The organism is Streptomyces sp. NPDC048197 (genome assembly GCF_043202395.1).
Taxonomy (GTDB): Bacteria; Actinomycetota; Actinomycetes; order Streptomycetales; family Streptomycetaceae; genus Streptomyces; species Streptomyces siderophoricus.
Genome location: NZ_JBIDAJ010000007.1, coordinates 45,204 through 69,227 on the forward strand (window position 1 = coordinate 45,204; position 24,024 = coordinate 69,227).

At 71.9% G+C, this 24,024-nt stretch carries 24 protein-coding genes; 10 read left to right on the top strand and 14 right to left on the bottom strand.

Annotated elements, in window-relative coordinates:
- Positions 1-329: 329 nt before the first annotated feature.
- Both ACGF4C_RS12130 and mca read right to left on the bottom strand, forming a co-directional pair.
- Positions 330-581, bottom strand: a complete 252-nt coding sequence (locus ACGF4C_RS12130; protein ID WP_201801771.1) for a hypothetical protein — start codon at positions 579-581, stop codon at positions 330-332.
- 4 nt (positions 582-585) lie between these two features.
- Positions 586-1,458, bottom strand: coding sequence for a mycothiol conjugate amidase Mca (mca, locus tag ACGF4C_RS12135; RefSeq protein ID WP_393565539.1), 873 nt, complete (start codon positions 1,456-1,458; stop codon positions 586-588).
- Between the two features lie 146 nt (positions 1,459-1,604).
- Between mca and ACGF4C_RS12140 the strand changes: the two genes are divergently transcribed.
- Positions 1,605-2,030 carry a DUF4307 domain-containing protein gene (locus ACGF4C_RS12140; RefSeq protein WP_393565541.1) on the top strand — a complete coding sequence of 142 codons (426 nt, stop codon included), beginning with the start codon at positions 1,605-1,607 and terminating at the stop codon, positions 2,028-2,030.
- A 348-nt stretch (positions 2,031-2,378) separates the two neighbouring features.
- Positions 2,379-2,876 carry a transcription elongation factor GreA gene (gene greA, locus ACGF4C_RS12145; RefSeq protein ID WP_030800956.1) on the top strand — a complete coding sequence of 166 codons (498 nt, stop codon included), beginning with the start codon at positions 2,379-2,381 and terminating at the stop codon, positions 2,874-2,876.
- A 181-nt stretch (positions 2,877-3,057) separates the two neighbouring features.
- On the opposite strand, the gene ACGF4C_RS12150 is transcribed toward greA, so the two are convergent.
- The 3 genes from ACGF4C_RS12150 to ilvA form a co-directional block, all read right to left on the bottom strand.
- A complete protein-coding gene (locus ACGF4C_RS12150; protein WP_393565544.1) occupies positions 3,058-3,945 on the bottom strand; it encodes an ABC transporter permease in 888 nt (295 codons plus the stop codon).
- The gene (locus ACGF4C_RS12155) at positions 3,942-5,012 is read right to left on the bottom strand and encodes an ATP-binding cassette domain-containing protein (protein ID WP_393565546.1); all 1,071 of its coding nucleotides are present in this window, start codon (positions 5,010-5,012) and stop codon (positions 3,942-3,944) included. The genes ACGF4C_RS12150 and ACGF4C_RS12155 overlap by 4 nt, the downstream gene beginning before the upstream one ends.
- Positions 5,013-5,228: 216 nt before the next feature.
- The gene (ilvA, locus tag ACGF4C_RS12160; RefSeq protein ID WP_393565862.1) at positions 5,229-6,392 is read right to left on the bottom strand and encodes a threonine ammonia-lyase; all 1,164 of its coding nucleotides are present in this window, start codon (positions 6,390-6,392) and stop codon (positions 5,229-5,231) included.
- A gap of 392 nt (positions 6,393-6,784) precedes the next feature.
- Here ilvA and ACGF4C_RS12165 point away from each other — a divergent pair, with 392 nt between their 5' ends.
- The 3 genes from ACGF4C_RS12165 to ACGF4C_RS12175 all read left to right on the top strand — a co-directional run bounded on the left by ACGF4C_RS12165 (position 6,785) and on the right by ACGF4C_RS12175 (position 8,219).
- Positions 6,785-7,285, top strand: a complete 501-nt coding sequence (locus ACGF4C_RS12165) for a MarR family winged helix-turn-helix transcriptional regulator (RefSeq protein ID WP_393565547.1) — start codon at positions 6,785-6,787, stop codon at positions 7,283-7,285.
- A 152-nt stretch (positions 7,286-7,437) separates the two neighbouring features.
- Positions 7,438-7,938, top strand: a complete 501-nt coding sequence (locus ACGF4C_RS12170; protein WP_393565549.1) for a sigma factor-like helix-turn-helix DNA-binding protein — start codon at positions 7,438-7,440, stop codon at positions 7,936-7,938.
- A complete protein-coding gene (locus tag ACGF4C_RS12175; protein WP_374102735.1) occupies positions 7,935-8,219 on the top strand; it encodes a hypothetical protein in 285 nt (94 codons plus the stop codon). The genes ACGF4C_RS12170 and ACGF4C_RS12175 overlap by 4 nt, the downstream gene beginning before the upstream one ends.
- A gap of 111 nt (positions 8,220-8,330) precedes the next feature.
- Here the strand turns inward: ACGF4C_RS12175 and ACGF4C_RS12180 are convergent, their stop codons facing one another.
- Positions 8,331-9,491 carry a cystathionine gamma-synthase gene (locus ACGF4C_RS12180; RefSeq protein WP_393565551.1) on the bottom strand — a complete coding sequence of 387 codons (1,161 nt, stop codon included), beginning with the start codon at positions 9,489-9,491 and terminating at the stop codon, positions 8,331-8,333.
- Positions 9,492-9,683: 192 nt separating this feature from the next.
- Here ACGF4C_RS12180 and ACGF4C_RS12185 point away from each other — a divergent pair, with 192 nt between their 5' ends.
- Entirely contained in the window at positions 9,684-10,832 is a 1,149-nt protein-coding gene (locus ACGF4C_RS12185) for a hypothetical protein (protein ID WP_393565553.1), read from the top strand.
- Between the two features lie 92 nt (positions 10,833-10,924).
- Complete coding sequence (gene msrA, locus ACGF4C_RS12190) at positions 10,925-11,593, top strand: peptide-methionine (S)-S-oxide reductase MsrA (protein ID WP_393565555.1); 669 nt, start codon at positions 10,925-10,927, stop codon at positions 11,591-11,593.
- A gap of 412 nt (positions 11,594-12,005) precedes the next feature.
- Here msrA and ACGF4C_RS12195 read toward each other — a convergent pair whose 3' ends face one another.
- Together ACGF4C_RS12195 and ACGF4C_RS12200 are read right to left on the bottom strand one after the other, a co-directional pair.
- On the bottom strand, positions 12,006-12,950 hold the full coding sequence (locus ACGF4C_RS12195) for a phosphotransferase enzyme family protein (protein WP_393565556.1): 945 nt from the start codon (positions 12,948-12,950) through the stop codon (positions 12,006-12,008).
- A gap of 328 nt (positions 12,951-13,278) precedes the next feature.
- Entirely contained in the window at positions 13,279-14,097 is an 819-nt protein-coding gene (locus ACGF4C_RS12200; RefSeq protein ID WP_393565558.1) for a helix-turn-helix transcriptional regulator, read from the bottom strand.
- Positions 14,098-14,315: 218 nt separating this feature from the next.
- On the opposite strand from ACGF4C_RS12200, the gene ACGF4C_RS12205 reads away from it, so the two are divergent.
- Together ACGF4C_RS12205 and ACGF4C_RS12210 are read left to right on the top strand one after the other, a co-directional pair.
- On the top strand, positions 14,316-15,053 hold the full coding sequence (locus ACGF4C_RS12205; RefSeq protein ID WP_393565560.1) for an SDR family oxidoreductase: 738 nt from the start codon (positions 14,316-14,318) through the stop codon (positions 15,051-15,053).
- 129 nt (positions 15,054-15,182) lie between these two features.
- Positions 15,183-16,121 (top strand): phosphorothioated DNA-binding restriction endonuclease, encoded by a 939-nt coding sequence (locus ACGF4C_RS12210; RefSeq protein ID WP_393565561.1) that lies wholly within the window; start codon positions 15,183-15,185, stop codon positions 16,119-16,121.
- 40 nt (positions 16,122-16,161) lie between these two features.
- Here the strand turns inward: ACGF4C_RS12210 and ACGF4C_RS12215 are convergent, their stop codons facing one another.
- The 3 genes from ACGF4C_RS12215 to ACGF4C_RS12225 all read right to left on the bottom strand — a co-directional run bounded on the left by ACGF4C_RS12215 (position 16,162) and on the right by ACGF4C_RS12225 (position 19,599).
- A complete protein-coding gene (locus ACGF4C_RS12215) occupies positions 16,162-17,496 on the bottom strand; it encodes a DUF2786 domain-containing protein (RefSeq protein ID WP_393565563.1) in 1,335 nt (444 codons plus the stop codon).
- 147 nt (positions 17,497-17,643) lie between these two features.
- Positions 17,644-18,912 (bottom strand): Ig-like domain-containing protein, encoded by a 1,269-nt coding sequence (locus ACGF4C_RS12220; protein WP_393565564.1) that lies wholly within the window; start codon positions 18,910-18,912, stop codon positions 17,644-17,646.
- Between the two features lie 348 nt (positions 18,913-19,260).
- Positions 19,261-19,599: a hypothetical protein gene (locus tag ACGF4C_RS12225; protein ID WP_393565565.1), complete on the bottom strand. Its 339-nt coding sequence runs from the start codon at positions 19,597-19,599 to the stop codon at positions 19,261-19,263.
- A 124-nt stretch (positions 19,600-19,723) separates the two neighbouring features.
- Here ACGF4C_RS12225 and ACGF4C_RS12230 point away from each other — a divergent pair, with 124 nt between their 5' ends.
- A complete protein-coding gene (locus ACGF4C_RS12230; RefSeq protein WP_393565567.1) occupies positions 19,724-20,074 on the top strand; it encodes a hypothetical protein in 351 nt (116 codons plus the stop codon).
- A 91-nt stretch (positions 20,075-20,165) separates the two neighbouring features.
- Here the strand turns inward: ACGF4C_RS12230 and hutH are convergent, their stop codons facing one another.
- The 3 genes from hutH to ACGF4C_RS12245 form a co-directional block, all read right to left on the bottom strand.
- Positions 20,166-21,710: a histidine ammonia-lyase gene (hutH, locus tag ACGF4C_RS12235; RefSeq protein ID WP_393565569.1), complete on the bottom strand. Its 1,545-nt coding sequence runs from the start codon at positions 21,708-21,710 to the stop codon at positions 20,166-20,168.
- Between the two features lie 110 nt (positions 21,711-21,820).
- Positions 21,821-22,927 (bottom strand): diguanylate cyclase domain-containing protein, encoded by a 1,107-nt coding sequence (locus tag ACGF4C_RS12240; protein ID WP_393565864.1) that lies wholly within the window; start codon positions 22,925-22,927, stop codon positions 21,821-21,823.
- 233 nt (positions 22,928-23,160) lie between these two features.
- Positions 23,161-23,973 (bottom strand): enoyl-CoA hydratase/isomerase family protein, encoded by an 813-nt coding sequence (locus ACGF4C_RS12245; RefSeq protein ID WP_030413125.1) that lies wholly within the window; start codon positions 23,971-23,973, stop codon positions 23,161-23,163.
- Between the last annotated feature and the right edge of the window lie 51 nt (positions 23,974-24,024).

Here is a 24,024-nt window from a genome sequence, read left to right on the forward strand (position 1 = left end):
GCGGCCCCGGCAGGTCCGGCCCCGGCCCCGGCCCCGGCCTTCAGGAGCCGCCCGCAAGTACCTGGCCGCGGCCTGAAGCCGGGACCAGGCCCGTGCCGACTCGCGACGGGCGCGCACACCAGCCCGACGCCGCACGCAGCTCGGCGCCGCACGCACAAGCTCGACGCCGCACGCACAAACGCGACGCCCCACGCGGCAGCTCTTCGCCCCACGCAACGGCTCGTCGCACGCAACGGCTCGCCGGCCGCTTGGGTCGGCGAGCCGCCGGGGCGGTCAGCCGGTCGCTGCCAGGAGACCGGCCGTCGACCGCGCCCGGTCTCCGGGCGTCCTCAGCCGGTCTTCGGCTTCGCGGCGGACGGGGCGGCGGAGGCGGCGGTGCCCGCCTCGCCCTCCTCCGGCTGCTCCTCGAAGTTGACCTTCTTCATCTGCTTGTTCATGGACTTCATCAGCAGCCACACGGCGCCGCCGATGACCGCGAAGACGATGAAGCCGAGGACGCCGGGGGTCACCTTGTCCTTGTCGAAGCTGTCGGCAAGGGTGACGAAGTGCGTCAGGGCGAGGGTGCTGGTCGCGCTCATCATGGGGTCAATTGTTGCGGATACCCGCGAAGAGGTCGTCCTCGGGGAGGGAAGTGTCCACGAGCGACTTCGCGAGCTCGTACTCCTCCGTCGGCCAGACCTCGCGCTGGATGTCCATCGGCACCCGGAACCACCCGCCGTCGGGGTCGATCTGGGTGGCGTGCGCGATCAGCGCCTTGTCGCGGATCTCGAAGAACTCGTCGCACGGGATGTACGTGGTCAGCGTGCGCTCGCGGCGCTCGAACTGCTTCCAGCGCTCCAGCCACTCCCCGTACGGCGACTCCATGCCGCGGGCCAGCAGCGCCTCGTGCAGCGCGATGGTGCGCGGCTTGTTGAAGCCCTGGTTGTAGTAGAGCTTCTGCGGCTGCCAGGGCTCGCCGGCCTCCGGGTACTTCTCCGGGTCGCCGGCCGCTTCGAAGGCCACCATCGTGATCTTGTGCGTCATGATGTGGTCCGGGTGCGGGTAGCCGCCGTTCTCGTCGTAGGTCGTGATGACCTGCGGCCTGAACTCCCGGATCAGCTTGACCAGCCGCCCGGCCGCCTCGTCGACGTCCTGCAGGGCGAAGCAGCCCTCGGGAAGCGGCGGCAGGGGATCGCCCTCGGGCAGCCCGGAGTCGACGAAGCCCAGCCACTCCTGCTTGACGCCGAGGATCTCCCGGGCCTCGTCCATCTCCTTCCTGCGCACCTCGTGGATGTGCTCCTCGATGTACGGGTCTCCCTGGAGCTTGGGATTGAGGATGGAGCCTCGCTCACCGCCTGTGCAGGTGGCGACCAGCACGTCCACCCCCTCGGACACGTACTTGGCCATGGTGGCCGCACCCTTGCTCGACTCGTCGTCGGGGTGGGCGTGCACCGCCATCAAACGCAGCTGCTCAGTCAAGACTCGATCCTCAGTTAAGGGCCGGAGAAGATGCCTCCTATAGTGACCGAAGCGAGGGGGCACTGTATTCCCTGTATTTCCCGGGCCAGGGACCCCCCGGGGGTTCCCGAGCCGTTCCCGGGCCCCCGTACCAGGAGGATGGATCGATGGCCGCGGTGCGCGAAGGGCTCCCCGACGGACGCTACGGCCGCTCCGCGGACCAGCGCGCGGACCGCAAGCTCAAGATCATCGGCGCGGTGCTCGGCGCCGGGCTGCTGGGTGTGGTCGGCTGGGCAGGTGTGTCGTACATCTCCGGGCAGGAGCTCAGCGGCCGGGTGATCAGCTGGGACGCGGTGTCCGACCACGCCGTCAAGGTCCATCTGGAGGTCGTCAAGGGCGCCGACGACAAGGGCGTGTGCACGCTGCGCTCGCAGGCGGCGGACGGTTCCGAGGTCGGCCGCAAGGACGTCACCGTCGACCAGCGCACGGGCCAGGTGGACACCGAGGTCACGCTCCGGACGACGAAGCGCGCGACCAACGCCGTGCTGGTCGGCTGCACATCCTCGTCCGCAGGCTCGCCCTCATCCTCGTAATGTCACAGCTCCGGTCCTCGACCCAGAGGAGCGGTAGATCCAGCGGAGTCGTACCTCCAGGGGGCGTTCCCGTCCAGAGGCGGGCCGAGGCGCGCGCGGGGTGCACCAGTGCCGCCACAGCTACCCTCCGCCACCGTCCGCCCCTTGGGTGCCTCGCGCGCCGTACTCTGGCATGGCGTGTCGTGACCGCCTCTGATCAGCGATGATGCGTTCCTGTGCGGTCACTGTGAATTTCCTCTTCCCCGTTTTGTGCCGGAATTGTTAGGCTCGTGGTTTCGCCCACCCGTGAAGGCGCAAACCTTCCTGGTAGGGCGTTTGATTTATCCCCAGTACCGACGAGGAGCACCTGTGACCCAGACCAGCGAGAACGTCACCTGGCTGACCCAGGAGGCGTATGACCAGCTCAAGGCCGAGCTGGAGTACCTGTCTGGTCCCGCACGCGCCGAGATCACCGAGAAGATCCAGGCGGCCCGCGAGGAAGGTGACCTGAAGGAGAACGCCGGGTACCACGCGGCCAAGGAAGAGCAGGGCAAGCAGGAGCTTCGGGTCCGGCAGCTCACCCAGCTGCTGCAGACCGCGAAGGTCGGCGAGGCCCCCGCCGCCAACGGCGTCGTTGCTCCCGGCATGGTCGTCACCATCGCGTTCGACGGGGACCCGGACGACACGCTGTCGTTCCTCCTGGCCTCGCGCGAGTACGCGAGCTCGGACATCGAGACCTACTCCCCGCAGTCGCCGCTGGGCACCGGCGTGAACGGCAAGAAGATCGGCGCCGACGCGGAGTACGAGCTCCCCAACGGCAAGAAGGCAAGCGTGAAGATCCTCGACGCCAAGCCGTACACCGGCTGACCCGGACCGGGCCGGCCGGTCCGGCCCCGTTCCGGCTCGTCGGCGGGACGCCCGCAGACGGAACGAAGCGGCCCGGAGCCTTGCGCTCCGGGCCGCTTCGCCGTGTGCGCGGGCCGCTCCGCCGCGTGCGCGGGGAGGGCCTCTGCCGGGTTGTGGGGCTCCCCCGGGCCCGTCGCTCCGCTCAGGCCGTCGCCGAGCGGTACTTGCGGACCGCCAGCGTCCGGAACGCCGCGATGATCAGGACCGACCAGATCACCGAGGCCAGCACCGGGTGCTGCATCGGCCAGGCGTCCGGCACCGGATAGTGCGGCGGGAGGTTCCCGAACAGATCGCGGCAGGCCATGACCGTTGCACTGAACGGGTTCCAGTCCGCGACGGTCTGCAGGAACGACGGCATGTTCTCCGACGGCACGAAGGCGTTGGAGATGAACGTCAGCGGGAAGAGCCAGATGAGCCCGCCGGACGTGGCCGCCTCCGGCGTCCGCACCGAGAGGCCGATCAGCGCGCCGATCCACGAGAAGGCGTAGCCGAGCAGGAGCAGCAGCGCGAAACCCGTCAGCACCTTGGCGAGGTTCTCGTGGGTGCGCCAGCCGATCAGCAGCGCCACGACCGCCAGCACCACCAGCGTCAGCGCGCTCTGGACGAGGTCGGCCAGGGTCCGGCCGGTGAGCACCGCGCCCCGGGACATCGGCAGCGAGCGGAACCGGTCGATGAGCCCCTTGTGCATATCGTCCGCGATGCCCGCGCCGGCGCCCGCCGTGGCGAACGTGACGGTCTGGGCGAAGATCCCGGCCATCAGGAACTCGCGGTATCCGGAGGGGGAGATGCCCGCGCCCGGGATGCTGATGGAGCCGCCGAACACATAGCTGAACAGCACCACGAACATGATCGGCTGGATCAGCCCGAAGATCACCACCTCGGGGATCCGCACCATCCGGATCAGGTTCCGCTTGGCCACGACCAGGGAGTCGCGCACCAGCCGGCTGAGGCCGCCGCGTGACGGCGGGGCTCCGAGCGGCGTACCGCCGGCGCCCCCGGTCGCGGTGCTCGCCGTACTCGCCGTGGTCATCGCACGCCCTCCTTACGGTGCCCGGCGGCGCTCGCCGGGCGACTGCCGCCCGTGGTCCCGCTCCGTTCCGTCCCGCCGCCACCGGCGCCCGCGCCGCCGCCACGGCCGCCGCCGTCGCCGTCCGCGGACTCGGCGGCGTGCCCGGTCAGCGCGATGAAGACGTCGTCGAGGGTCGGGCGGCGCAGGCCGATGTCGTCGATCTCCACGCCGCGCACGTCCAGTTCGCGGATCACCTCGGCGAGCAGCTTGGCGCCGCCGGCGACCGGGATCGTCAGCTTGCGGATGTGCGGCTCGACCGTGCCCTCCCCCTTGGCGAAGCCGCGCAGCACCTCGTCGGCGACGGTGAGGTGCTCGGGGGCGTGCACCACGACCTCGACGCGCTCGCCGCCGGTGCGCGCCTTGAGCTGGTCGGAGGTGCCGCGGGCGATGACCTTGCCGTGGTCGACGACGCAGATGTCGTGCGCGAGGCGGTCGGCCTCCTCCAAATACTGGGTGGTGAGCAGCAGGGTCGTGCCGCCCGCGACGAGCTCCTGGATGACGTCCCACAGCGCCTGGCGGTTGCGCGGGTCCAGGCCGGTGGTCGGCTCGTCCATGAACATCACCGGTGGGCTGACGACCAGCGCGGCCGCGAGGTCGAGCCGTCGGCGCATCCCGCCGGAGTAGGTCTTGGCGGTGCGGTCCGCCGCGTCGCCGAGGTGGAAGCGTTCCAGCAGCTCGGCGGCCCGGCGCTTGGCGTCCCGGCCACTCATCTGGTAGAGCTGCCCGACCATCGTCAGGTTCTCGCGACCGGTCAAGTACTCGTCCACAGCGGCGAATTGGCCCGAGAGGCCGATGGACCGGCGTACCTTGTCGGGATGGGCGAGCACGTCGATCCCGGCAACCTCCGCCTTGCCGCGGTCGGGTCGGAGCAGGGTCGTCAGGACACGTACGGCGGTGGTCTTGCCGGCACCGTTAGGGCCGAGCATGCCGAGGACGGTCCCTTCGGGAACGTCCAGGTCGACGCCGTCCAGTGCCCTCACGTCGCCGAAGGTCTTCACCAGGCCTTCGGCGTAAATGGCGCCTGGCATATGGGTACCCCCATGGCTTGGGTGAGTTCCAGGTCGAAATATGTCGAATGTTACGTTCGGCGGACAGTGCCCGCTTCAGGCCGTTTGTCCGCAACGGGACGCCAGGACGCGCATGGCGCACCGGCACCCCGCACCCGGGATGCTACTCCCCAACGCGATACATCGCGATACAAATAATCAGATCGGTTCCCGACCCCTGCCGGGCCCGTGCCCGCCTCACTCCAGGACGACGTAACCCGCCTCCGCGAGTGCCGTGCGCACCTCGTCGCAGTGCTCCGGGCCCTTGGTCTCCAGGTGCAGTTCCACCTCGACCTCGGTCAACCCGAGCCGCGGATCGGTCCGTACGTGCCCCACGTCGAGGATGTTCGCGTCGACCACCGTCAGCACCCCGAGCAGGGTCTCCAGCGCCCCCGGCCGGTCCGTCAGCCGCAGCCGCAGCGAGAGGTACCGGCCCCCGGCGGCCATGCCGAACCGCAGGATGCGCTGCATCAGCAGCGGATCGACGTTCCCGCCGGACAGCACCGCCACCACCGGCCCCTCGAACGACCCCGGATCCGCGAGCAGCGCCGCCACCGGGCTCGCCCCGGCCGGCTCCACCACCAGCTTCGCCCGCTCCAGGCAGAGCAGCAGCGCGCTGGAGAGGTCGTCCTCGGAGACCGTACGGACCTCGTCCACCAGCCGCTCGACGATCCCGAAGGGCACGTCGCCGGGTCGGCCGACCTTGATGCCGTCCGCCATCGTCGACAGCCCCTCGACCGCCACCGGGTGCCCGGCCGCCAGCGACGGCGGATAGCAGGCCGCGCCCGCCGCCTGCACCCCGACGACCTTCACGTCCGGCCGCAGCGCCTTGACCGCCAGCGCGATCCCCGCGGCCAGCCCGCCGCCGCCGACGCCGACGACGATGGTGCGGACCTCCGGGCACTGTTCCAGGATCTCCAGCCCGACCGTGCCCTGACCGGCGATGATGTCGCGGTGGTCGAAGGGGTGGATGAAGACCGCGCCGGTCTCCCGGGCGTACTCCTCGGCAGCGGCCAGCGTCTCGTCCACCACATGGCCGTGCAGCCGCACCTCGGCACCGTATTCGCGGGTCGCCGCGACCTTCGGCAACGGGGCGCCGACCGGCATGAACACCGTGGACCGCACACCGAGCAGGGACGCCGCGAGGGCCACGCCCTGGGCGTGGTTGCCGGCGCTCGCGGCCACCACGCCGGCCGCCCGCTCCTCGGCGGAGAGCCCGGCGATCCGTACGTAGGCGCCGCGGATCTTGAACGAACCGGTGCGCTGGAGGTTCTCGCACTTGAGGTGGACGGGCGCGCCGACCAGCCCGGACAGGTAGCGGCTGCCCTCCATCGCGGTGGCCCGGGCGACGCCCGAGAGCATCTTGTGCGCTTCCCGGACGTCCTCGATGGTGAGCGCGGTGGCGGCCGGGGTCGTGACCGGGCCGGCATCGGGCAGGCCGGCGTCGGTCGGGCCGGCGTCGGTCGGGCCGTCGGCACAACGGGCATCGTCGGCACAACGGGCATCGTCGGCACGACGGGCATCGTCGGGACGGGACGACGGGCGGGGCTCGTGCGGCGGACGCGGCGGATGAGGCGTATGAGCAGCCATACCGCCAGTCTCGCAGTTCGACGGTGCGCGGGCCCGCCCGCCCACGGGCACGAACGAGGGGGACGGCGCGTTATCGGAATGGACGGCGCAGGTACGCCGTGCGCCGGGTCCGCGTACGCTGTCCTCCCATCCATACGCACTTCCATCGAAGCGAGCTCCCGGCCATGCCCACCTCTTCGGACATGACGACCCACACCGACCCCGCTCTCCTCGACGCGCTGCAGCACCAAGTGGCCGTCTTCGCCCGCCGCGCCGAACAGAGCCGGCTCGGCGGCGTCGGGCAGGCGCGCAATTCCATGGACCGCGCCGCCTACCTGCTGCTCAACCGCCTCGACCAGGAAGGCCCGATGGGCGTCAAGGCCCTGGCCGCCGGCATGGGCATCGACTCCTCCACGGTCACCCGGCAGGTCGCCCCGCTGGTCGACTCCGGGCTCGTCAGCCGGGCCACCCACCCGGAGGACGGCCGCGCCGTGGTGCTCGAACTGTCCGAGCGCGGCCACGCCCGGCTGGACGAGGTGCGGGCCTCGCGCCGTGCGCTGATGGCACTGGTCACGGAGAAGTGGAGCGACGAGGAGCGCGAGGCGTTCACGACCCTGCTGACCCGCTTCAACGCCTCCCTCTCCGACATCACCGCGTCCCTGACGCCTGCGGGACCGACCTCCTGACACCGGCCGGCCCGGCCGGCGGCACACTGCAGCCCGGTTGGAGGCAGGCCGCGGCCCGGGCCCGGGTAAGTCGTCGCGCCTCTTGACCGGGTGGCCGCACTGCCGTGCTATAGGAGCCCAGGGGGTCGGGCGTCCGTCATCCGGGAGGCGCGGTGCGAGAGCGGCGGCCGGCGCAGCAGCGCCGCCACGCCCGGGAGTTCGAGTCGTTCGTGGCGGGCGCGGCGGGACGGCTGTTCCACGCCGCCACCCTCCTGACCGGCGAGCCCGCCGCCCACCCCGCCCCGGCCGCCGAGGACTTGCTGATCCGGGCGCTGGCCCGGACGTACGCCGACTGGGACCGGCTGCGCGGCGAGGACCCGTACGAGCGCACCCGCCGGGAGCTCGCCGACCGTTTCGCCCGCACCGCCCGGCGGCACCGCCGGCCGCGCGGCGGACCGCTGGACCGGCTGACCCCACAGGAGCGCCTGGTCCTCGTACTGCGGCTCCACGAGGGAGTGGCCGAGGAACAGGCCGCGGCCCAACTCGGCCTGCCTGCCGAGCGGTTGCGCACGCTGTACCTGCACGCGGTCGCCGCGTTCCGCAGCCACCGGCCGGCGCGCCGGGTCCGCGAGGGCGAAGCGCCGACCCGGGTCCGCGGCGGCGAAGCGCCGTGAACCTCTACCCCGAGGCCGCCGTGCCGGACCCGGGCGTCCCCGACCGCAAACAGGCCGAGGCCCGGCGGATGCTGGCCGGGCTGCCGCTGCCGCCGGTACCTCCGGACCTGGCCGCCCGGGCCCTCGCCCGCGGCCGGCGGCTGCGGGCGCACCGCCGGCTGCGGCGCCGCCTCGGCTGGCTGCTGGCGCTGCTCGCCGTGGCGGCGCTGACCTGGACGGCCGCGGCCCAGCCGTGGGTCCCGCCGCCGTCCCGCACCACCCCTCCCGTCGAGGGGTGGTGACGGGCCCCTCCTCCGGCAGACCGGCACGGGGGCGGCGGGCACGCGGCAGCAGGCCGTAGGCGCAGGCGGTAGGCCGTTGGGCGGGAGGCAGTACGCGGTGGGCCGTGGGCGTCAGCCCAGCGCCTGCGCCAGGTCGGCCAGCAGGTCCTCGCCGGACTCGATGCCGACCGAGAGGCGTACGAGGTCGTTGGGGACCTCCAGCTGCGAGCCGGCCGTCGACGCGTGCGTCATCCGCCCCGGGTGCTCGATCAGCGACTCGACGCCGCCCAGCGACTCACCGAGGGTGAACAGCTCCGACCGGTTGCAGACCTCGATGGCGGCCTGCTCCCCGCCCGCGACCTGGAACGACACCATGCCGCCGAACGACCGCATCTGCTTGGCCGCGACCTCGTGCCCCGGGTGCTCGGACAGGCCCGGGTAGTAGACCCGGGTCACCTTCTTGTGCGAGGTCAGCAGCTCCGCGATCCGCTCGGCGTTGGAGCTGTGCCGGTCCATCCGTACGGCGAGGGTCTTGATGCCGCGCATCACCAGCCACGCGTCGAACGGTCCGGCGACCGCGCCCATCGCGTTCTGGTGGTAGGCGAGTTCCTCACCGAGGGTGTCGTCGTTGACGACCAGGGCACCGCCGACCACGTCCGAGTGGCCGCCCATGTACTTGGTCGTGGAGTAGACCACCACGTCCGCGCCGAGGGCGAGCGGCTGCTGGAGATAGGGGCTGGCGAAGGTGTTGTCGACGACGAGCCGGACCCCGGCGTCCCGCGACACGGTGGCCAGCGCCTCGATGTCGCTGATCCCGAGGAGCGGGTTGCTGGGCGTCTCCACCCAGATCAGCTTCGTACGGGGCCGCAGGGCCTCGCGTACCGCCTGCGGGTCGGAGGTGTCGGCCACCGACCACTCCACGCCCCACCGCTCGACGACCTTGGAGATCAGACGGAACGTTCCGCCATAGGCGTCGTTGGGGATGACGATGTGGTCACCGGGGACCAGCAGGGTGCGCAGCAGGGTGTCCTCGGCCGCGAGGCCGGAGGCGAAGGCGAGGCCGCGACGGCCGCCGTCGAGGGCGGCGAGGTTTTCCTCCAGGGCGGTACGGGTCGGGTTGGCGCTGCGGCTGTACTCGTAACCGCCGCGCAGCCCGCCCACACCGTCCTGCTTGTAAGTGGATACCTGGTAGATGGGCGGAACCACCGCGCCGGTCGTGGGGTCGGGTTCCTGACCTGCGTGGATGGCAAGGGTTTCGAAATGCTGGTGGCGCTGTTCGCGCTGATCGCTCATGCCTGCCGAGGGTAGTCGGCCGCGCGGCCGGCGTTCCCGGAACTTTCTGCTTCGCTTGTTAGTGGATACGTACGAGGGGTCGCACACTGGTTCCCGCCACGTCCCCTCAGCCCCGCCCGACCCCACCCGCCGCCCCAGCCATCCCGCCACCACCACCAACCCACCAGGTACAGGACACAGGACACACACCCCATGGACGCTCTGCTGGTTCTCCTCGCCGCGCTCGCGCTGGGCGGCCTCGTCTTCCTGCCCTGGATGCGCCGCCGGCGCGCCGTCCAGCAGACCCGGCAGGGGCTCGCGGTGGCCTCCGACCCGATGGCGGGCTACGGCTTCGTCCCGCTGGAGGAGCTCGACGTACGGCTGCCCGGACCCGACCGGGCACTGGAGGAGGCGCTCGACGCGGTGCGGCGTACGCACGACTGGCGGCCGGCGGCCGAGCTGCTGAAGTCCACCGGTGACGACTGGGAGCGCCGCTGGCAGCGGGTGCAGACGCTGGCCGGCGCGGCCGCTTTCGAGCTGGCCGCGGACGGACCGGCGCAGCAGGGCGGGCCGGCGCAGCAGGGCGGGCAGCGGACCGGCGGCATCTGGCTGCGCACCTGGCGCTCGGAGGCGCCGAAGGATCCCGGCGGCGCCGAGACGCACGCCCAGTTCCTGGTCGTCCAGGCGCTGCGGGACCCCGGCTCGCAGGACTTCCGGATGATCCTGGAGGAGGCCCGCACGGTCTGCCGGGAGGCGGGCCTGCTGGCACCGGGCAGCCCGATCCCGTACATCGTCGAGCTGGCCGTGGCCCGAGGGCTGCACGAGCGGCCCGCCGACTACCAGGAGCTGTGGTCCGAGGCCGCCCGGCGCGCCCCGCACCACATGGGCGCCCACCTCGCGGCCCTCCCCTACTGGTCGCAGAAGTGGCACGGCTCCCGCACGGAGGCCGAGGAGTTCGCCGAACGCGCCGCGGCCGGCGCCCCCACCGGCTCCCTCCTCCCGGCCCTCCCCCTCTTCGCGGTCTACGAGCACCTGCCCGAGGCCAACATGGTCCGCAGCCTGTACCAGAGCGCGGTCGTCGAGCGCGCCATCGAGGGCGCCCACTTCGCCCTCCGCGAGGCCCCGGCCGACCACCCCATGGCCCCGCACGTCCGGCACCTGCTGATCTGGTTCCTGGTCCGCGCCGAACGCTACGCCGAGGCCATGGAGCAGCTGCGCCTGGTCGACGGCCACGTCGGCGCCGTGCCCTGGTCGTACGGCCGCAGCCCGGCCGCCGAGTACGCCGCCTACCGCGCCCTGGCCATCGCCGGCTGGGAACAACTGGGCGGCACGTCGACGGGCTTCCCCCAGGACCGCCCGTAGACACGGCCGGCCGCGCCCGCACCAGGAATGCGCTCCCGGCAGCTGACGTTGTAGAAGGACCCGCCCACCCACCCCGACCCCGGAGCCGTCCCATGCTTTTCTCCCGCTTCAAGACCCAGCTCCCGACCCCCGAGGAAGCGCTCGAAGGCCGCCCCGAACCGGCCTTCGCCGTCCCCGAGCGGCACACCGTCCTCGGCAACCCGCTCCTGGGCCCGTACCCGGACGGCCTGGAGATCGCCGACTTCGGCCTGGGCTGCTTCTGGGGCGCCGAGCGGAAGTTCTGGCAGACCGAGGGCGTCTGGACCACCCTCGTCGGCTACCAGGGCGGCCACACCCCGAACCCGACCTACGAAGAGGTCTGCAGCGGCCACACCGGCCACACCGAGGCGGTCCGCGTCGTCTACGACCCGGCAGTGGTCCCCTACACGTCCCTCCTGAAGCTCTTCTGGGAGTCCCACGACCCCACCCAGGGCTTCCGCCAGGGCAACGACGTCGGCACCCAGTACCGCTCCGCCATCTACACCCACTCCCCCGCCCAACAACAGGCCGCCGAAGCCTCCCGCGACGCCTACCGCACCGTCCTCCACAACTCCGGCTACACCAACATCACCACCGAAATCCTCCCCGCCGACAACACCCGCCCGTTCTACCCGGCGGAGGCTTACCACCAGCAGTACCTGGACAAGAACCCGACGGGGTACTGCGGGATCGGGGGGACTGGCGTGAGCTGCCCGGTCGGTGTAGCCCCCGCAGAGGGCTGACAGCTTCGAGCGAGCTGCAGAACCTACGCACGCAGGGTGCGCGACGAGCAACTGCCACTCCCCCGACGGCACACGGCCCTGAGGTGTGCCGTCGGGCACTACTGCCCGCTCGGCTTCCACGCGACCTGGGCCTACCTGGCTGCGACGGCACGCCCCTCCCCCGATCTCCACAGGGACCCGGCGGCCCTGCTGCACACACTGGAAACATCGAAAGACAGCCGAACCTTCCGACTCAACGAGCTCGCCGCCATCGCCGCCCGACTCCACGCGGAGAAAGCAGCCGGCCGACGAACCCCACGCCCCACCGACCCAACGCAGTTGCAGGGGCCTCACTGGCCGAGCGAAACGGCGCCCTCTGGGACTCGTCGCTGCCGTGGCCAACGCCAGCCACAGCTCAGGTACACATGATCGCTCAGAGGTCACCCCGGTCGGCGAACCACCGGCGAGCGGCCTCAAGCCCTGCCTCGTTGACCGCCGGTCCGTCGATGCCCGTGAAGTCCTTGCGGGCGATCCGCTCGGCGAAGTAGACGGCCTGGCCGGCCCAGCGGTAGTCCAGCAGGGGATCAAGTGCCCACTCGACCTCGTCACGGGTCAGCGCGCCCTCCGTTACATAGGCATCCAGCAATGGCCGCATGGAGTCTGTCCCCCGGTACATCACCAGCGCCGCCAGATCGTACGCCCGCGGCCGCAGCCCGGCCCCGCTCCAGTCGATCACCCCGCAGTTGCCACTGGCCGGATCGAGGCGAAAGACATCCGGAGCCGGGTCCCCGTGCACCGGCCCCCAGGTCAGCCCCCGGAGGTCGAGCCCGTCGAGCCGGGCCATGACCTTGGTGATCACGGGCCTCAGCCAGGGAGTTACGTCCAGGTGCTCCGTCGAAAGGTACAGACCGGCGAACGGTGCTCCGGCATCGCCGTCGTGGCCGCCGAGCGCGCGATGGGCACGGGCCAGGGTGGAGCCGATCACCGCCAGTTCAGCATCCGACTCACCGGTCAGCCCACGTCCTTCGACCCAGCGCAGCAGAGCGAGCGCCTGGCGGCCGAAGGGCACAACCTGTTGCCCGCCAACGGTTGGCACGGGGGCACCAGCCGGTATGCCCGCCTGCTCCAGCCGCGCTGCCAGGCCGAGTCCGTAGACAAAAGCGTCCTTGGCCTCCGGTGTCACCGCCTTGGCCACCCAACGAGCCTTTTCCGAACGGACCTCCCACGTCAGGGAGTTCATACCTCCTTCGAGGCGCATAATCCCGCATCCACGAAGGCCCCAATTTTCTGCCAGAAGTTGGCCAATGAGCCGAGAGCTGTCGGGCACCGTATCGCGGCCGGCAGCGTGGTCAGGTAAGGAACGGCGATCGTCCGTCATGGTGCTCCTCCTTGCCGGGCTCGGTCCGTCCCACGCTAGGCCAAGTGGCCATTGGCCCACCTGCCCTCATCGACGACGGGCTTCTGGCTCGGAGGTCGGTCACCGGACGGGCCCTCGCTTGGCAGGACGGATGTCCAAGCCGCATCGCACTTCAACAAGATTGCTTAGTGAGTGTCTCCACCAGCAGTACGTGGGCAAGAACCCGACGGGCTATCGCGGGGCGGGCCACGCGGTGCCTGCCCGGGGGTGCAGGGACGGGTGACTGAGCATCGGGCTGAAGCCGCCCGCGTCGCCCCGCGGTGCCCGTGGGCGGATCACGTTCGCGCCGTCAATCGGTCGTTGCGGTGTTGTCGAAATAGATCACGAGGGTTTGTTCCGGCTGTTCTGCCAGGTGGAAGGCGGTGTAGTGGTAATTGACCGGGCCGCGGATGGGGTGGTGCAGGCGTTTTTGGCCGCTGTGGCGGGGTTGTAGTTCGTAGTGGGGCCACCAGGTGCGGGCTTCGGGGCTGCGGGTGTGGAGTTCGTCGATCAGGTGGGTGTAGCGCGGGTCGTCCGGGTGGCGGGTGGAGAGGGTGCGGAGCCGCGCGAGGAGGGCGCGGGCCTCGGGTTCCCAGTCGACCAGGACCTCGCGGGCCGCGGGTTCGAGGAAGACCCAGCGGACCAGGTTCGGCGGGCGGTCCGCCTCAGTGGTGAGGTGGGGGAAGAGGTGGGGGAAGAGCTGGGCGGCTGCGTGGTTGTGGCTGAGTACGTCGTAGTTGCCGGCGATGACGTACGCCGGGTAGGGCTGGAGGAGGAGGGGGACGGCTGCCACCTCGGCGGGGAGCGGCTCGGGGTGTTCGGCCTCGGGTAGGGGGGCGTGGCCGGCGAGTTGGAAGAGGTGGTCGCGCTCGTGGCGGTCGAGCCGTAGTGCTGAGGCGAGGGCGTTCAGCACCTGCTCGGAGGCGCGGATCTTGCGGCCTTGCTCCAGGTACGTGTACCAGGTGGCGCTGATTCCGGCGAGCAGGGCGAGTTCCTCACGGCGGAGTCCCGGCGTCCGGCGGCGGCCGGTCGGGGGCAGGCCGACCTCGTCGGGGGTGAGGCGCTCCCTGCGGGTGCGCAGGAACGTGCCTAGTTGGCGGCGTAGTTGGTCCGGCTGCTGTTTCGACATGCGTGGGGCACCTCCGGGTTACGGATGCCTCTTGGGGACGGAGACCGATTGGTGACGGGTGCCTCTCGGGTCGCGCATTCGTCATCGCGTGACGTCGTTCGCCTCTCGGGTCGCACTGGCACCGCTGGTTCCAGAATAAGTGCGGTCTGGATACCAGGGTGAGGGCCTTTCAGACTGGCGTTGTCGGGCAACTGGCCCGTGCGGCAAGGGAGGAGACCATGTCCGGTATCGAGGGGAAAGTCGTGGCGATCACGGGGGCCAGCAGTGGCATCGGGGAGGCGACGGCGTTGCTGCTTGCCGAGCGGGGGGCACGGCTCGTGTTGGGGGCGCGTCGGTCCGAGCGTCTTGCGGAACTGGTGGGGCGGATCGAGGAGGCGGGTGGCTCGGCGGTGCAGGTCCGTACCGATGTGACTCGGAGGGAGGATCTGGAGGGGTTGGTTGCGCTGGCGGTTGAGCGGTTCGGGCGGCTTGATGTGCTTGTCGGCAATGCTGGGGTGGGGACGATTTCGCCGCTCGACGATCTGCGGGTCGAGGAGTGGGACCACATGGTCGACGTGAATGTGAAGGGGGTGCTGCACGGGATCGGCGCCGCGCTGCCGGTCTTCCGGGCGCAGGGCACGGGTCACTTCGTCACCACCGCCTCCACGGCCGCGTTCCGTGTCGTGCCGACCATGGCGGTCTACGCCGGTACGAAGTTCGCGGTCCGGGCGATCTGCGAGGGGCTGCGCCAGGAAGCCGGCGAGGGGCTGCGGGTGACCACCGTCTCGCCCGGCCCCATCGCGACCGACTTCGCCGAGGCGTCGACCAACAGCCGGGTGCGGGCCGAGATCACGGCCATGCGGGACCGCCTCGCCATCCCGCCCGACGCGATTGCCCGGGCCATCGCGTTCGCCGTCGAGCAGCCCGCGGACGTCGACGTGAACGAGGTCGTGGTGCGGCCCACCGCGCAGGGCTAGCCCTTGCTGGATGCTGGATGCTGGATGCTGGAGGAGCTTCGCTCAGGGCTAGCCCTCCCTGGATGGTGGAGGGGCTTCGGGACGTGTGCGCACAGGGAGGGTCCGCGGCTCGTCCTACAGTCGGCTGTCATGGACTGGATCGAGCGGGTGGGGAAGCTGCGGCAGTGGTCGCGGAACGGGGCTCGGGCGCCGCACAAACCGTTGTTGATGTTGTACGCGCTGGGGCGGTTCCGGCGGCAGCCCGACGGGGTCATGCGGTACTCGGATGTGGAGCGGGATCTGCGGGATCTGCTGGCGGATTACGGGCCGGCGCATCAGACGTCGCCGGCGTACCCGTTCCACCATCTGGTGAGTGACGGGGTGTGGGAGGTCCGGACGGACAGCGGGGCGGGGAGTCCGGGGACCGGGGTGCAGGTGTTGCGGGCGAGTGGGGCGCGGGGGCAGTTGGTGCCCGGGTTGCGGTCTGCGTTGTCCGAGGATCCCGCCCTGCTCGGGCGGCTGGCGCAGGTGTTGCTGGACGTTCATTTTCCGCCGTCGATCCATGGGGACATCGCCGCCGCCGTGGGGCTCGATCTGGAGACCGGCGGTGCGGCGGTACTGCCCGGCGGCGGTGCGGGGCCGGAACGGCGGCGGGCGGAGGATCTGCGCAGGCAGGTACTGATCGCCTACGAATACCGTTGTGCGTTCTGCGGGTTCGACGGGGCGATCGGCCGGGTGCCGGTCGGACTGGAGGCGGCCCATGTGCGGTGGTGGGCCTTCCAGGGGCCGGACGACCTCGCGAACTGTCTGTGCCTGTGCTCGCTGCACCACAAGCTGTTCGACCGGGGGGTGCTGGGGCTGGACGCCGGGCGGCGGATCACGGTCTCCCGGGAGTTCGTCGGGCGGAGCGACACCGCAAAGGGGCAGGTGCTGGACCTCACGGGGCGGACGCTGATCGGTCCGCAGAGCGGCAGTGCGCGGGTCGCGGGCGAGCACATCGCGTGGCACACGGACCAGGTTTTTCGTGGTCGGCCGCGCGTTGTTGAGGAGTGTGTGCCACCAACCCCCGTGGCCGGCCGCGCGTTGTAGCGGAATGTGTGTGAGGGCCCCCGCTCCCCCTGCGCCCCCCTCATTCCCCCCTCAGTCGGGCCCGGTCCGCTGCCGCGCGGCCCTGGTGCCAGCCGGCCTCGTCGCGGATGCCGCGGAGGCGGACCGGGGCGGTGTCCGGGAAGAGGGCGCCGGTGGTTTCCTCGACGGCGAGTTCGCGGGCGGCGAGGACGGGGAGGAGGTCCGGGGCGGTGGTGGCGGACTCGGCGGTGGCGGCTGCCGTGGCGGCCGCGGTCGCCGCGGCGAGCCGGTCGCGGATGCGGTCCGCGTACGCGACGAGGAAGGTCTGGCGGAAGTCCCGGGTGCGGCGGGCGCGGCCGCGGGCGTGGTGGGCGTCGCCGGCGCGGTTCATGGCCGTGGTGGCCTGCAACAGCAGCGAGGTGTAGAGGAGTTCGGCCGCCTCCAGGTCGGGCGGGAAGCCGACGACCGTGGAGAAGCCGGCCTCGGCGGCCCAGACGGCCTGGCAGCGGTTGGCGGCCGCGACCGCGTCCAGGAGCAGCGCCTTGGCCTGTTCGTACGGGCCCTCGATGCCGATGCGGACCGCCGACGGGCCGCCGGCCGGGCCGCCCGCAGGGCCGTGTCCGCCGTCCAGCAGCGCCTCGTCGATGCTGTGCCGGGCCATCAGCTCCTGGGCCTTGGCGGAGAGCGCCTCGGCCTCCTCGGCGTAGGTCGTCGCCTCGGCCTTGGCGAGCAGGGCGCGGATCCGGCCGAGCGCCCGGGAGGCGGCGGTGCGGGCGGTGCCCGACGGGGAGCCGGCGGCCGGCCCGGACGGGGGCGGCGGGAGCGGGGTGATGCGGGGCAGCCGGGCGAGCAGGCGCAGCGCCGCCAGGACGGCGTAGGCGGCCTCGAAGCGGGAGGTGCGGCCGCGCCGGGCGAGGGCGTCCAGGTAGCCGCGGTCGCCGTCCCACCAGACGTCGGCGTCGAGCCGGCGCAGCTGCTCCTGCCAGCGGGGGTCGCGGGCGGGGCGGGTCCCGGACGGCCGGGCGGCCTCGGCGGCGATGGCGTCCACGACGATCGCGACGGGGGTGGGACCGTCGGCCTCCCGGCGGACGATGCGTTCCAGGTCGGCGGGGTGCCAGCCGCCCGCCCAGCACTGCCGTACGGCGGCGACGGCGGCCCCGACCAGCGCCGCGCTCACCGCCTCGGGCCCGGAATCCGGGCCGCCCCCCGATCCAGGCCTTGGCCCTGCCGGCGGTCCGGACTCGCCGGCGGCCAGGATCGAGGCGCCCGCCTCGATGGCGTCCTCGGCCGCGGTGCCGTCGGGCGCGTAACGGACCCGGCCGAGCACCTCGGCGACCAGTTCGTCGGCCGCCGGGGGCCGGGGCCCGCCGCGTCCTCTGTTTCCGCGCTCGCTCACCCGTTCACTCTACGGAGGGGCCGGGCCCGGCCGTGCTCCGGTGGCCGATGGCCGGTGGCCGATGGCCGGTAGCGGCTGCCCGGCCTGCTCGGACCGCTGCGTCAGTGGTGACGGGTCACTTCACCGGGCCGTCACCACACCGCGCGGTCACTTCACCGCGCTGCCCGCCACCCACTGGGACCAGTCCATGTTCCAGCCGTTCAGGCCGTTGTCCGGCTTGATGGTGCGGTCCGGGGAGTTGATCACCCGGACGACGTCGCCGGTCTGGGAGTGGGTGAAGAACCAGGCGCCGTCCGTCTTCGGGTTGTCGGCGCCCTTGACGTCCTCCAGGCCGATGCAGCCGTGGCTGGTGTTGGCGGTGCCGAAGATGCCCTTGCCCCAGTAGTTGCCGTGGATGAAGGTGCCGGAGGAGGTCAGGCGCTGGGCGTGCGGGACGTCGGGGATGTCGTACTCGCCCTTGCCGTCCTTCTTCTTGAAGCCGACGGTCGAGCCGTCCATCCGGGTCTGCTTGAAGCGCTCGGAGATGACCATCTTGCCGTTGTAGGTCGGGTGGTCGTCGCTGCCGGCCGAGATCGGGATGGTCTTGATCCGATGGCCGTCGCGCACCACTGCCATCTCGTGGCGCTTGGTGTCCACGGTGCTGATCTGCGAGTGGCCGACGGTGAAGCTGACGGTCTTGTTCTGGATGCCGGTGATGCCGGGGGACGCCTGGACGCCGTCCAGGCCGAGGGTCATGGTGACCTTGGAGTGGGCCTTCCAGTACTCCTGCGGGCGGAAGTCCAGCCGGGTGTCGCTGAACCAGTGGCCGACGACCTGCTGGTTGCTGCTCGACGAGACCTTGATCGCGGATTCCACGGCGGCCTTGTTCGTGACCGGCTTGTCGAAGTTGAGCGACACCGGCATGCCGACGCCGACGGTCGAGCCGTCCTCCGGCGTGAAGTTCCCGATGAAGCTGTGCGCCGGGGCGATGGTGGTGAAGCGGGAGTTCTCCACCGCCTTGCGGCCCTGGGAGTCCACCGCGTGGGCGGTGACCTTGTACGTGGTGGAGCGCTGCAGCGGCTGGTTCGGCTGCCAGGAGGTGCCGTCGGCGGAGAGTGTGCCGTCGATGGTGCGCCGGGAGTCGACCGAGGTCATGGTGACGTCGGTGAGTTTGCCGCCACTGACCGTGACCTTGGCGTCGTCCCTGTTGATGCCCGCGTCGGTCGCCCCGTCCTTGGGCGAGACGGTGATCCTGGCGTCGGAGGCGTCCTTGGCGGCCGCCTCGTCCACCTGCTTGACGTTCTCGTGACGGGTGCCGCCCGCACCGCCACTGCCTCCCTCAGCCGCATCGCTGCCGCCACACGCTGCCAGCGTGAGTACGCCCCCGAGCAGCGCGGCACTGGCTATGAGGCCCTTGCGGCGCTTGCTGTCCGTCATCACACGCATCTCCATTGCTACCGGTTTCGCAGGTTTTCCCCGAGCGAGGCGCCAACTGAACGCAGGCATATCTGGACGCAGGCATTCCGGCCGACGCCATATGAACGCCTTTTCCGTTTCGCCCGTTCCATTCCTCCGCAAAGTGTGGGGTAGGCCACTAAGAGAACTTCTTAGACATGTGGGGAGCACTTCACCGGCCCGCCCCCGGCCGACCCCCCGGGCCGCCGACGCCCGGGCGGCCGGTGCGCCCACGTCATCGGCCCCCGCACGGCGGGGACCGTACGGGGGCCGGGGCCTGGGTCGGGGGGACTCGATGCGGTGTCGGGGAGCTCGATGCGGTGCCCGGGGTCAGCCGGCTCCCTCCGAGTCGTCCGCCAGGTCCCACTCCGCGGCCTCCCACTCGGCGTCCGGGTCGTAATCGGTCAGTTCCTCGCTGCTCCAGGACGCCTGGGCGAGCTCGGCACCCGGTACGGCGGCGACGAGGTCGAACGGGTCGACCAGCTGGGCCAGCGCCTCGGCCGGCTCCTCCCGTACGGTCTCCTGCGACTGCCGGCGCTCCTCCTCGGGCAGCGACGGGTCACCGTCGATACGCGTGAGGGCGGCGCCGGTCAGCAGGTCGGGGTCCGTGACTTCCATGATCAGTTCGACATGAAGCCGCACAAAACGTGATGTCTCACCATTGCTCATAGCACGGAGGTTAGGCATGACCGGCTCCTGACTTCCCCGCGACCCGCGGCGGTCATTAACATCTGAGGTCAACGGCCAATTCGTCGAACCCACAAGGTCGAACCCACAAGGGGGATCGTTCGCCGTGACCGCACGCCGACCACTGCTGACCGCCGCAGCCGCGGGATCGGTGCTGTTCGCCCTGTGGTTCGTCCCCTCCGCGCATGCGATCGTCGGCGCCTCGGGACCCGATGGAACGAAGAATTCCGCGGCGGACCGGGACCAGCGGACACGGTCCGCGCCGGCCGGCCCGGGGGCGGCCGGCGGTACGCAGCCGGGCCGCGCGGCCGGGTCCCCGGCGACCCCGTCGCACTCCCTCGCCGACACCGGCGGCCCGGACACCACGCCGTACGTCTTCGGCGGCGCCGCCTGTCTCGCCCTCGGGGCGGGCCTGGTCAGCTACTCCGTGCGCCGCGGCCACGACAGAGTCGTCTGAGCGCCGTCCGGGAGTCGTCCGAGAAGGGCCCAGGAACGTCACGGGGCGCCCGGTGCGGGAATGCCCCCGCGCCGGGCGCCCCGCGCCGTGTTCAGGCCAGCTCTCCGGTGACCGCCTCCACGGCCGCCACCAGATTCCCGTCCCGGACGAAGGCGTACGCGGCCTCCAGGTCGGGCGCCAGGAAGCGGTCCTCGCCGGGGCCCTGGATGCCCGCGGCACGCACCGCGTCCAGCACCGCGCGGGTGGCGGGCGCCGGGGTCAGGCCCTCGCGCAGTTCGACGGCGCGGGTCGCGGCGAACAGCTCGACGGCGACGACCCGGGTCAGGTTGTCGACGGCGGTGCGCAGCTTGCGCGCCGCCGACCAGCCCATCGAGACGTGGTCCTCCTGCATGGCCGAGGACGGGATGGAGTCCACCGAGGCGGGGGCGGCCAGCCGCTTCAGCTCGCTGACCAGCGCGGCCTGGGTGTACTGGGCGATCATCAGGCCCGAGTCGACGCCCGGGTCGCCGGCCAGGAAGGCGGGCAGGCCGTGCGAGCGGTTCTTGTCCAGGAGGCGGTCGGTGCGGCGCTCGGCGATCGAGCCGAGGTCGGCCGCGGCGATGGCGAGGAAGTCCAGCACGTAGGCGACCGGGGCGCCGTGGAAGTTGCCGTTGGACTCGACCCGGCCGTCGGGCAGCACGACGGGGTTGTCGACCGCGGCGGCCAGCTCGCGGTCGGCGACCAGCCGGGCGTGCGCGAGGGTGTCCCGGCCGGCGCCGGCCACCTGCGGGGCGCAGCGGATGGAGTAGGCGTCCTGGACCCGTGGGGCGTCGTCCTGGTGGTGGCCGGTGAGGGCCGAGCCGGCCAGCACCTTGTGCATGTTGGCGGCCGAGGCGGCCTGGCCGGGGTGCGGGCGGATGGCGTGCAGCTCGGGGGCGAGGACCTTGTCCGTGCCGAGCAGCGCCTCCAGGGAGAGGGCGGCGGTGATGTCCGCGGAGGTGAACAGCCGGGCGAGGTCGGCGCAGGCCATGACGAGCATGCCGAGCATGCCGTCGGTGCCGTTGAGCAGCGCCAGCCCCTCCTTCTCGCGGAGTTCGACGGGCTCGATGCCGTGCGCGGCCAGCAGTTCGCCGGCCGGCCGGACCACCCCGTCCGGGCCCTCGGCGTCGCCCTCGCCCATCAGCGTCAGCGCGCAGTGCGAGAGCGGGGCGAGGTCGCCGGAGCAGCCGAGCGAACCGTATTCGTGCACGACCGGGGTGATGCCGGCGTTGAGTATCGCGGTCATGGTCTCGACGACCAGGGGGCGGACGCCGGTGTGGCCGCTGGCCAGGGTCTTCAGGCGGAGGAACATCAGCGCCCGGACGACCTCCCGCTCGACCCGCGGGCCCATGCCGGCCGCGTGCGACCGGACGATGTTCCGCTGGAGCTGGACGCGCAGTTCGGGGCTGATGTGGCGGACGGCGAGGGCGCCGAAGCCGGTGGAGACGCCGTAGACCGGGTCGGGCTTGGCGGCGAGTTCGTCGATGAAGGCGCGGGAGGCGGTGACGGCGGCGAGGGCCTCCTCGGACAGCTCGATCCGGGCCGCGCCGCGGGCCACCGCGATGACGTCCTGTGCGGTCGTGCCGGACGTCCCCAGCACCACAGTGTGCATATCCATATTCAGGCACCCTAGAGACTGAATCGCCGAATGTCACCACCGAGTTTTGCGATCACCCCTTACGGATCTCCGTGCGCCGGCCGCGCAGCCGCCCGGCCGGAACCGGCGGCTCATCTCCGGAAGCGCCGGCGCTCCGGGCCGGGCCGCCGGTCCGGGGCGTCCGCGAGCCGGACCACCGGGTCGTCCTTGCCCCCGTGGCGCCCGGCGACCACCGGCTCGCCCGACCGCGCCGCCTTGGCCTTGTACTGCGCGGCGTCCGCGAGCCGGAAGAGCCGGCGGGCGCTGTGCACCGGGCCGATCGGGTCACCGGTCGAGGCGACCCCCACCGCGACCCCCTCGCCGAGCTCCAACTCCCCCGCCCGTTCGCACAGTTCACCGGCCACCTTGACCACCTCGTCGGCCGGCGGCCCCACCGCGAGCAGACAGAACTCGTCGCCGCCGAGCCGGGCCGCGAGCGCACCGGGCAGCATCGCCCCGCACAACGACAGCACCGAGCCGAACCGTTCCAGCAGCCGGTCGCCGACCGCGTGGCCGCAGGAGTCGTTGACCCGCTTGAGCCCGTTGAGGTCGCAGACCACCAGGCTGACCACGGCCCCCTCGGTGCGGTGCAGCTCCAGCCCCTCGTCCAGCCGCATATCGACGGCCCGGCGATTGGCCAGCCCGGTCAGGGCGTCGGTGAAGGCCAGTCGACGGGCCTCGGCCAGCCGCTCGGTCTGGGCGATCCCGGCGGCCGTGACCGCGGCCAGCACGCTCGCGAAGTCGGCGTCCGCCCGGTCGAAGACCGGTGCGCCGGCCGGCCGGGCGACATACAGCTCGCCCCAGGCCCGGCCGTGCAGCACGATCGGGGCGACCACACAGGCGCCGCGGCCCCGGCGGCGCAGCGCGGCCACCCGCTGCCGGTTGGCGGCGCCGCCCCCGCAGTCCGCCGGGGCGCCGGGCGGCGGATCGGCGGTCTCCACCCAGGCACTGGGCTCACCGCCGCCGGCCCACTGCTCGTGGAGGAAGCCGACGATCTCCGGGAACTCGTGGACGGGATAGGCCTCGTCGTCCGGGAACTCCTCCTCGTCATCGGCGAGTTCACCGACGTTGACCAGCACCCGGAGCTGCCCCAGTTCGCGCTCCCATTTCGAGATCGCGGCGAACGACCCGGCCAGGGCCTGGCGCACACCCTGTGCCGCGGCGTGCGCCGATTCGCGCGGCGTGTGCGCGGCCGCCATCGCCTGCGCCAGCTCCACCACGGCCCGCAGCCTCGCATCGCCCTCGCCCTCAGCCGCCACCGGACCCTCACATTCCGTCACCGTGCGCACGCTCCGTACTACAGCGTAGGAATGTTTAACCCGTTTCGCCCCCTTTAAGTGTGCGAGCAACACCTGGGCGTTATCCGCTTCGTTGCTGGTGGCGGCCACGGATGCAGATGAGAATCGTGCGACTACCGAGAGTTACCCACGGGCTACTCCCCGGGCCATTCCGGATCCCGCTTCTCGTTGAAGGCCGCGACGCCCTCCGCACGGTCCCCGGAGAAGGCCACGCTGCGCCAGGCGCCGTCCTCCACCTCCAGTCCGGCCCGCAGGTCCAGCCCGTGCCCCAGCCGCAGGGCGCGCTTGGCGGCGCGCAGCCCGACCGGGGAGTTACGGGCGATCCGGGCCGCCAGCTCCAGCGCCTCGGCCCGGTCCTGCCCGTCCGCGACCAGCTGGTCGACCAGTCCCAGCTCCGCGGCCTCCGGCGCCGGCACCCGCCGGGCGGTGAAGACCAGCTCGGCGGCGCGCGCGGCGCCCACCCGGCGCGGCAGCAGCTGCGTCCCGCCGCCGCCGGGGATGACGCCCACCGAGACCTCCGGCAGGCCGACCACCGCGGTGCCGTCCGCGACGATCAGATCGCAGGCCAGCGCCAGTTCGAAGCCGCCGCCGAGCGCGAAGCCGTGCACCGCGGCGATGGTGGGCACCGGCAGTTCCAGTACGCCGGTGTAGGCGGCGCGGGTGTGCGGACGCTGGCGCATCAGGTCCGCGTCCGTGAAGGAATTGCGCTCCTTGAGGTCGGCGCCCACGCAGAACGCCCGGTCATGGGTGGAGCTGAGCACCACGGCCCGCACGGAGCGGTCCGCGGCCAGCTCGGCGCAGGCCTCGGCCAGTGCGTCGGCCATGGCCGTGGACACCGCGTTCATCGCCTTGGGCCGGTCCATGACCAGTTCCGCCGCGAAACCGTGGCGGCGGACGGCGACCCAGCCGTCCGCGCCGAACCGCCGCTCCTCTTCCTGACCCTGCATCCGGCCCTCCCTGTTAACGAGCGTGAACCTGACGGACTCCTGGGATCATGC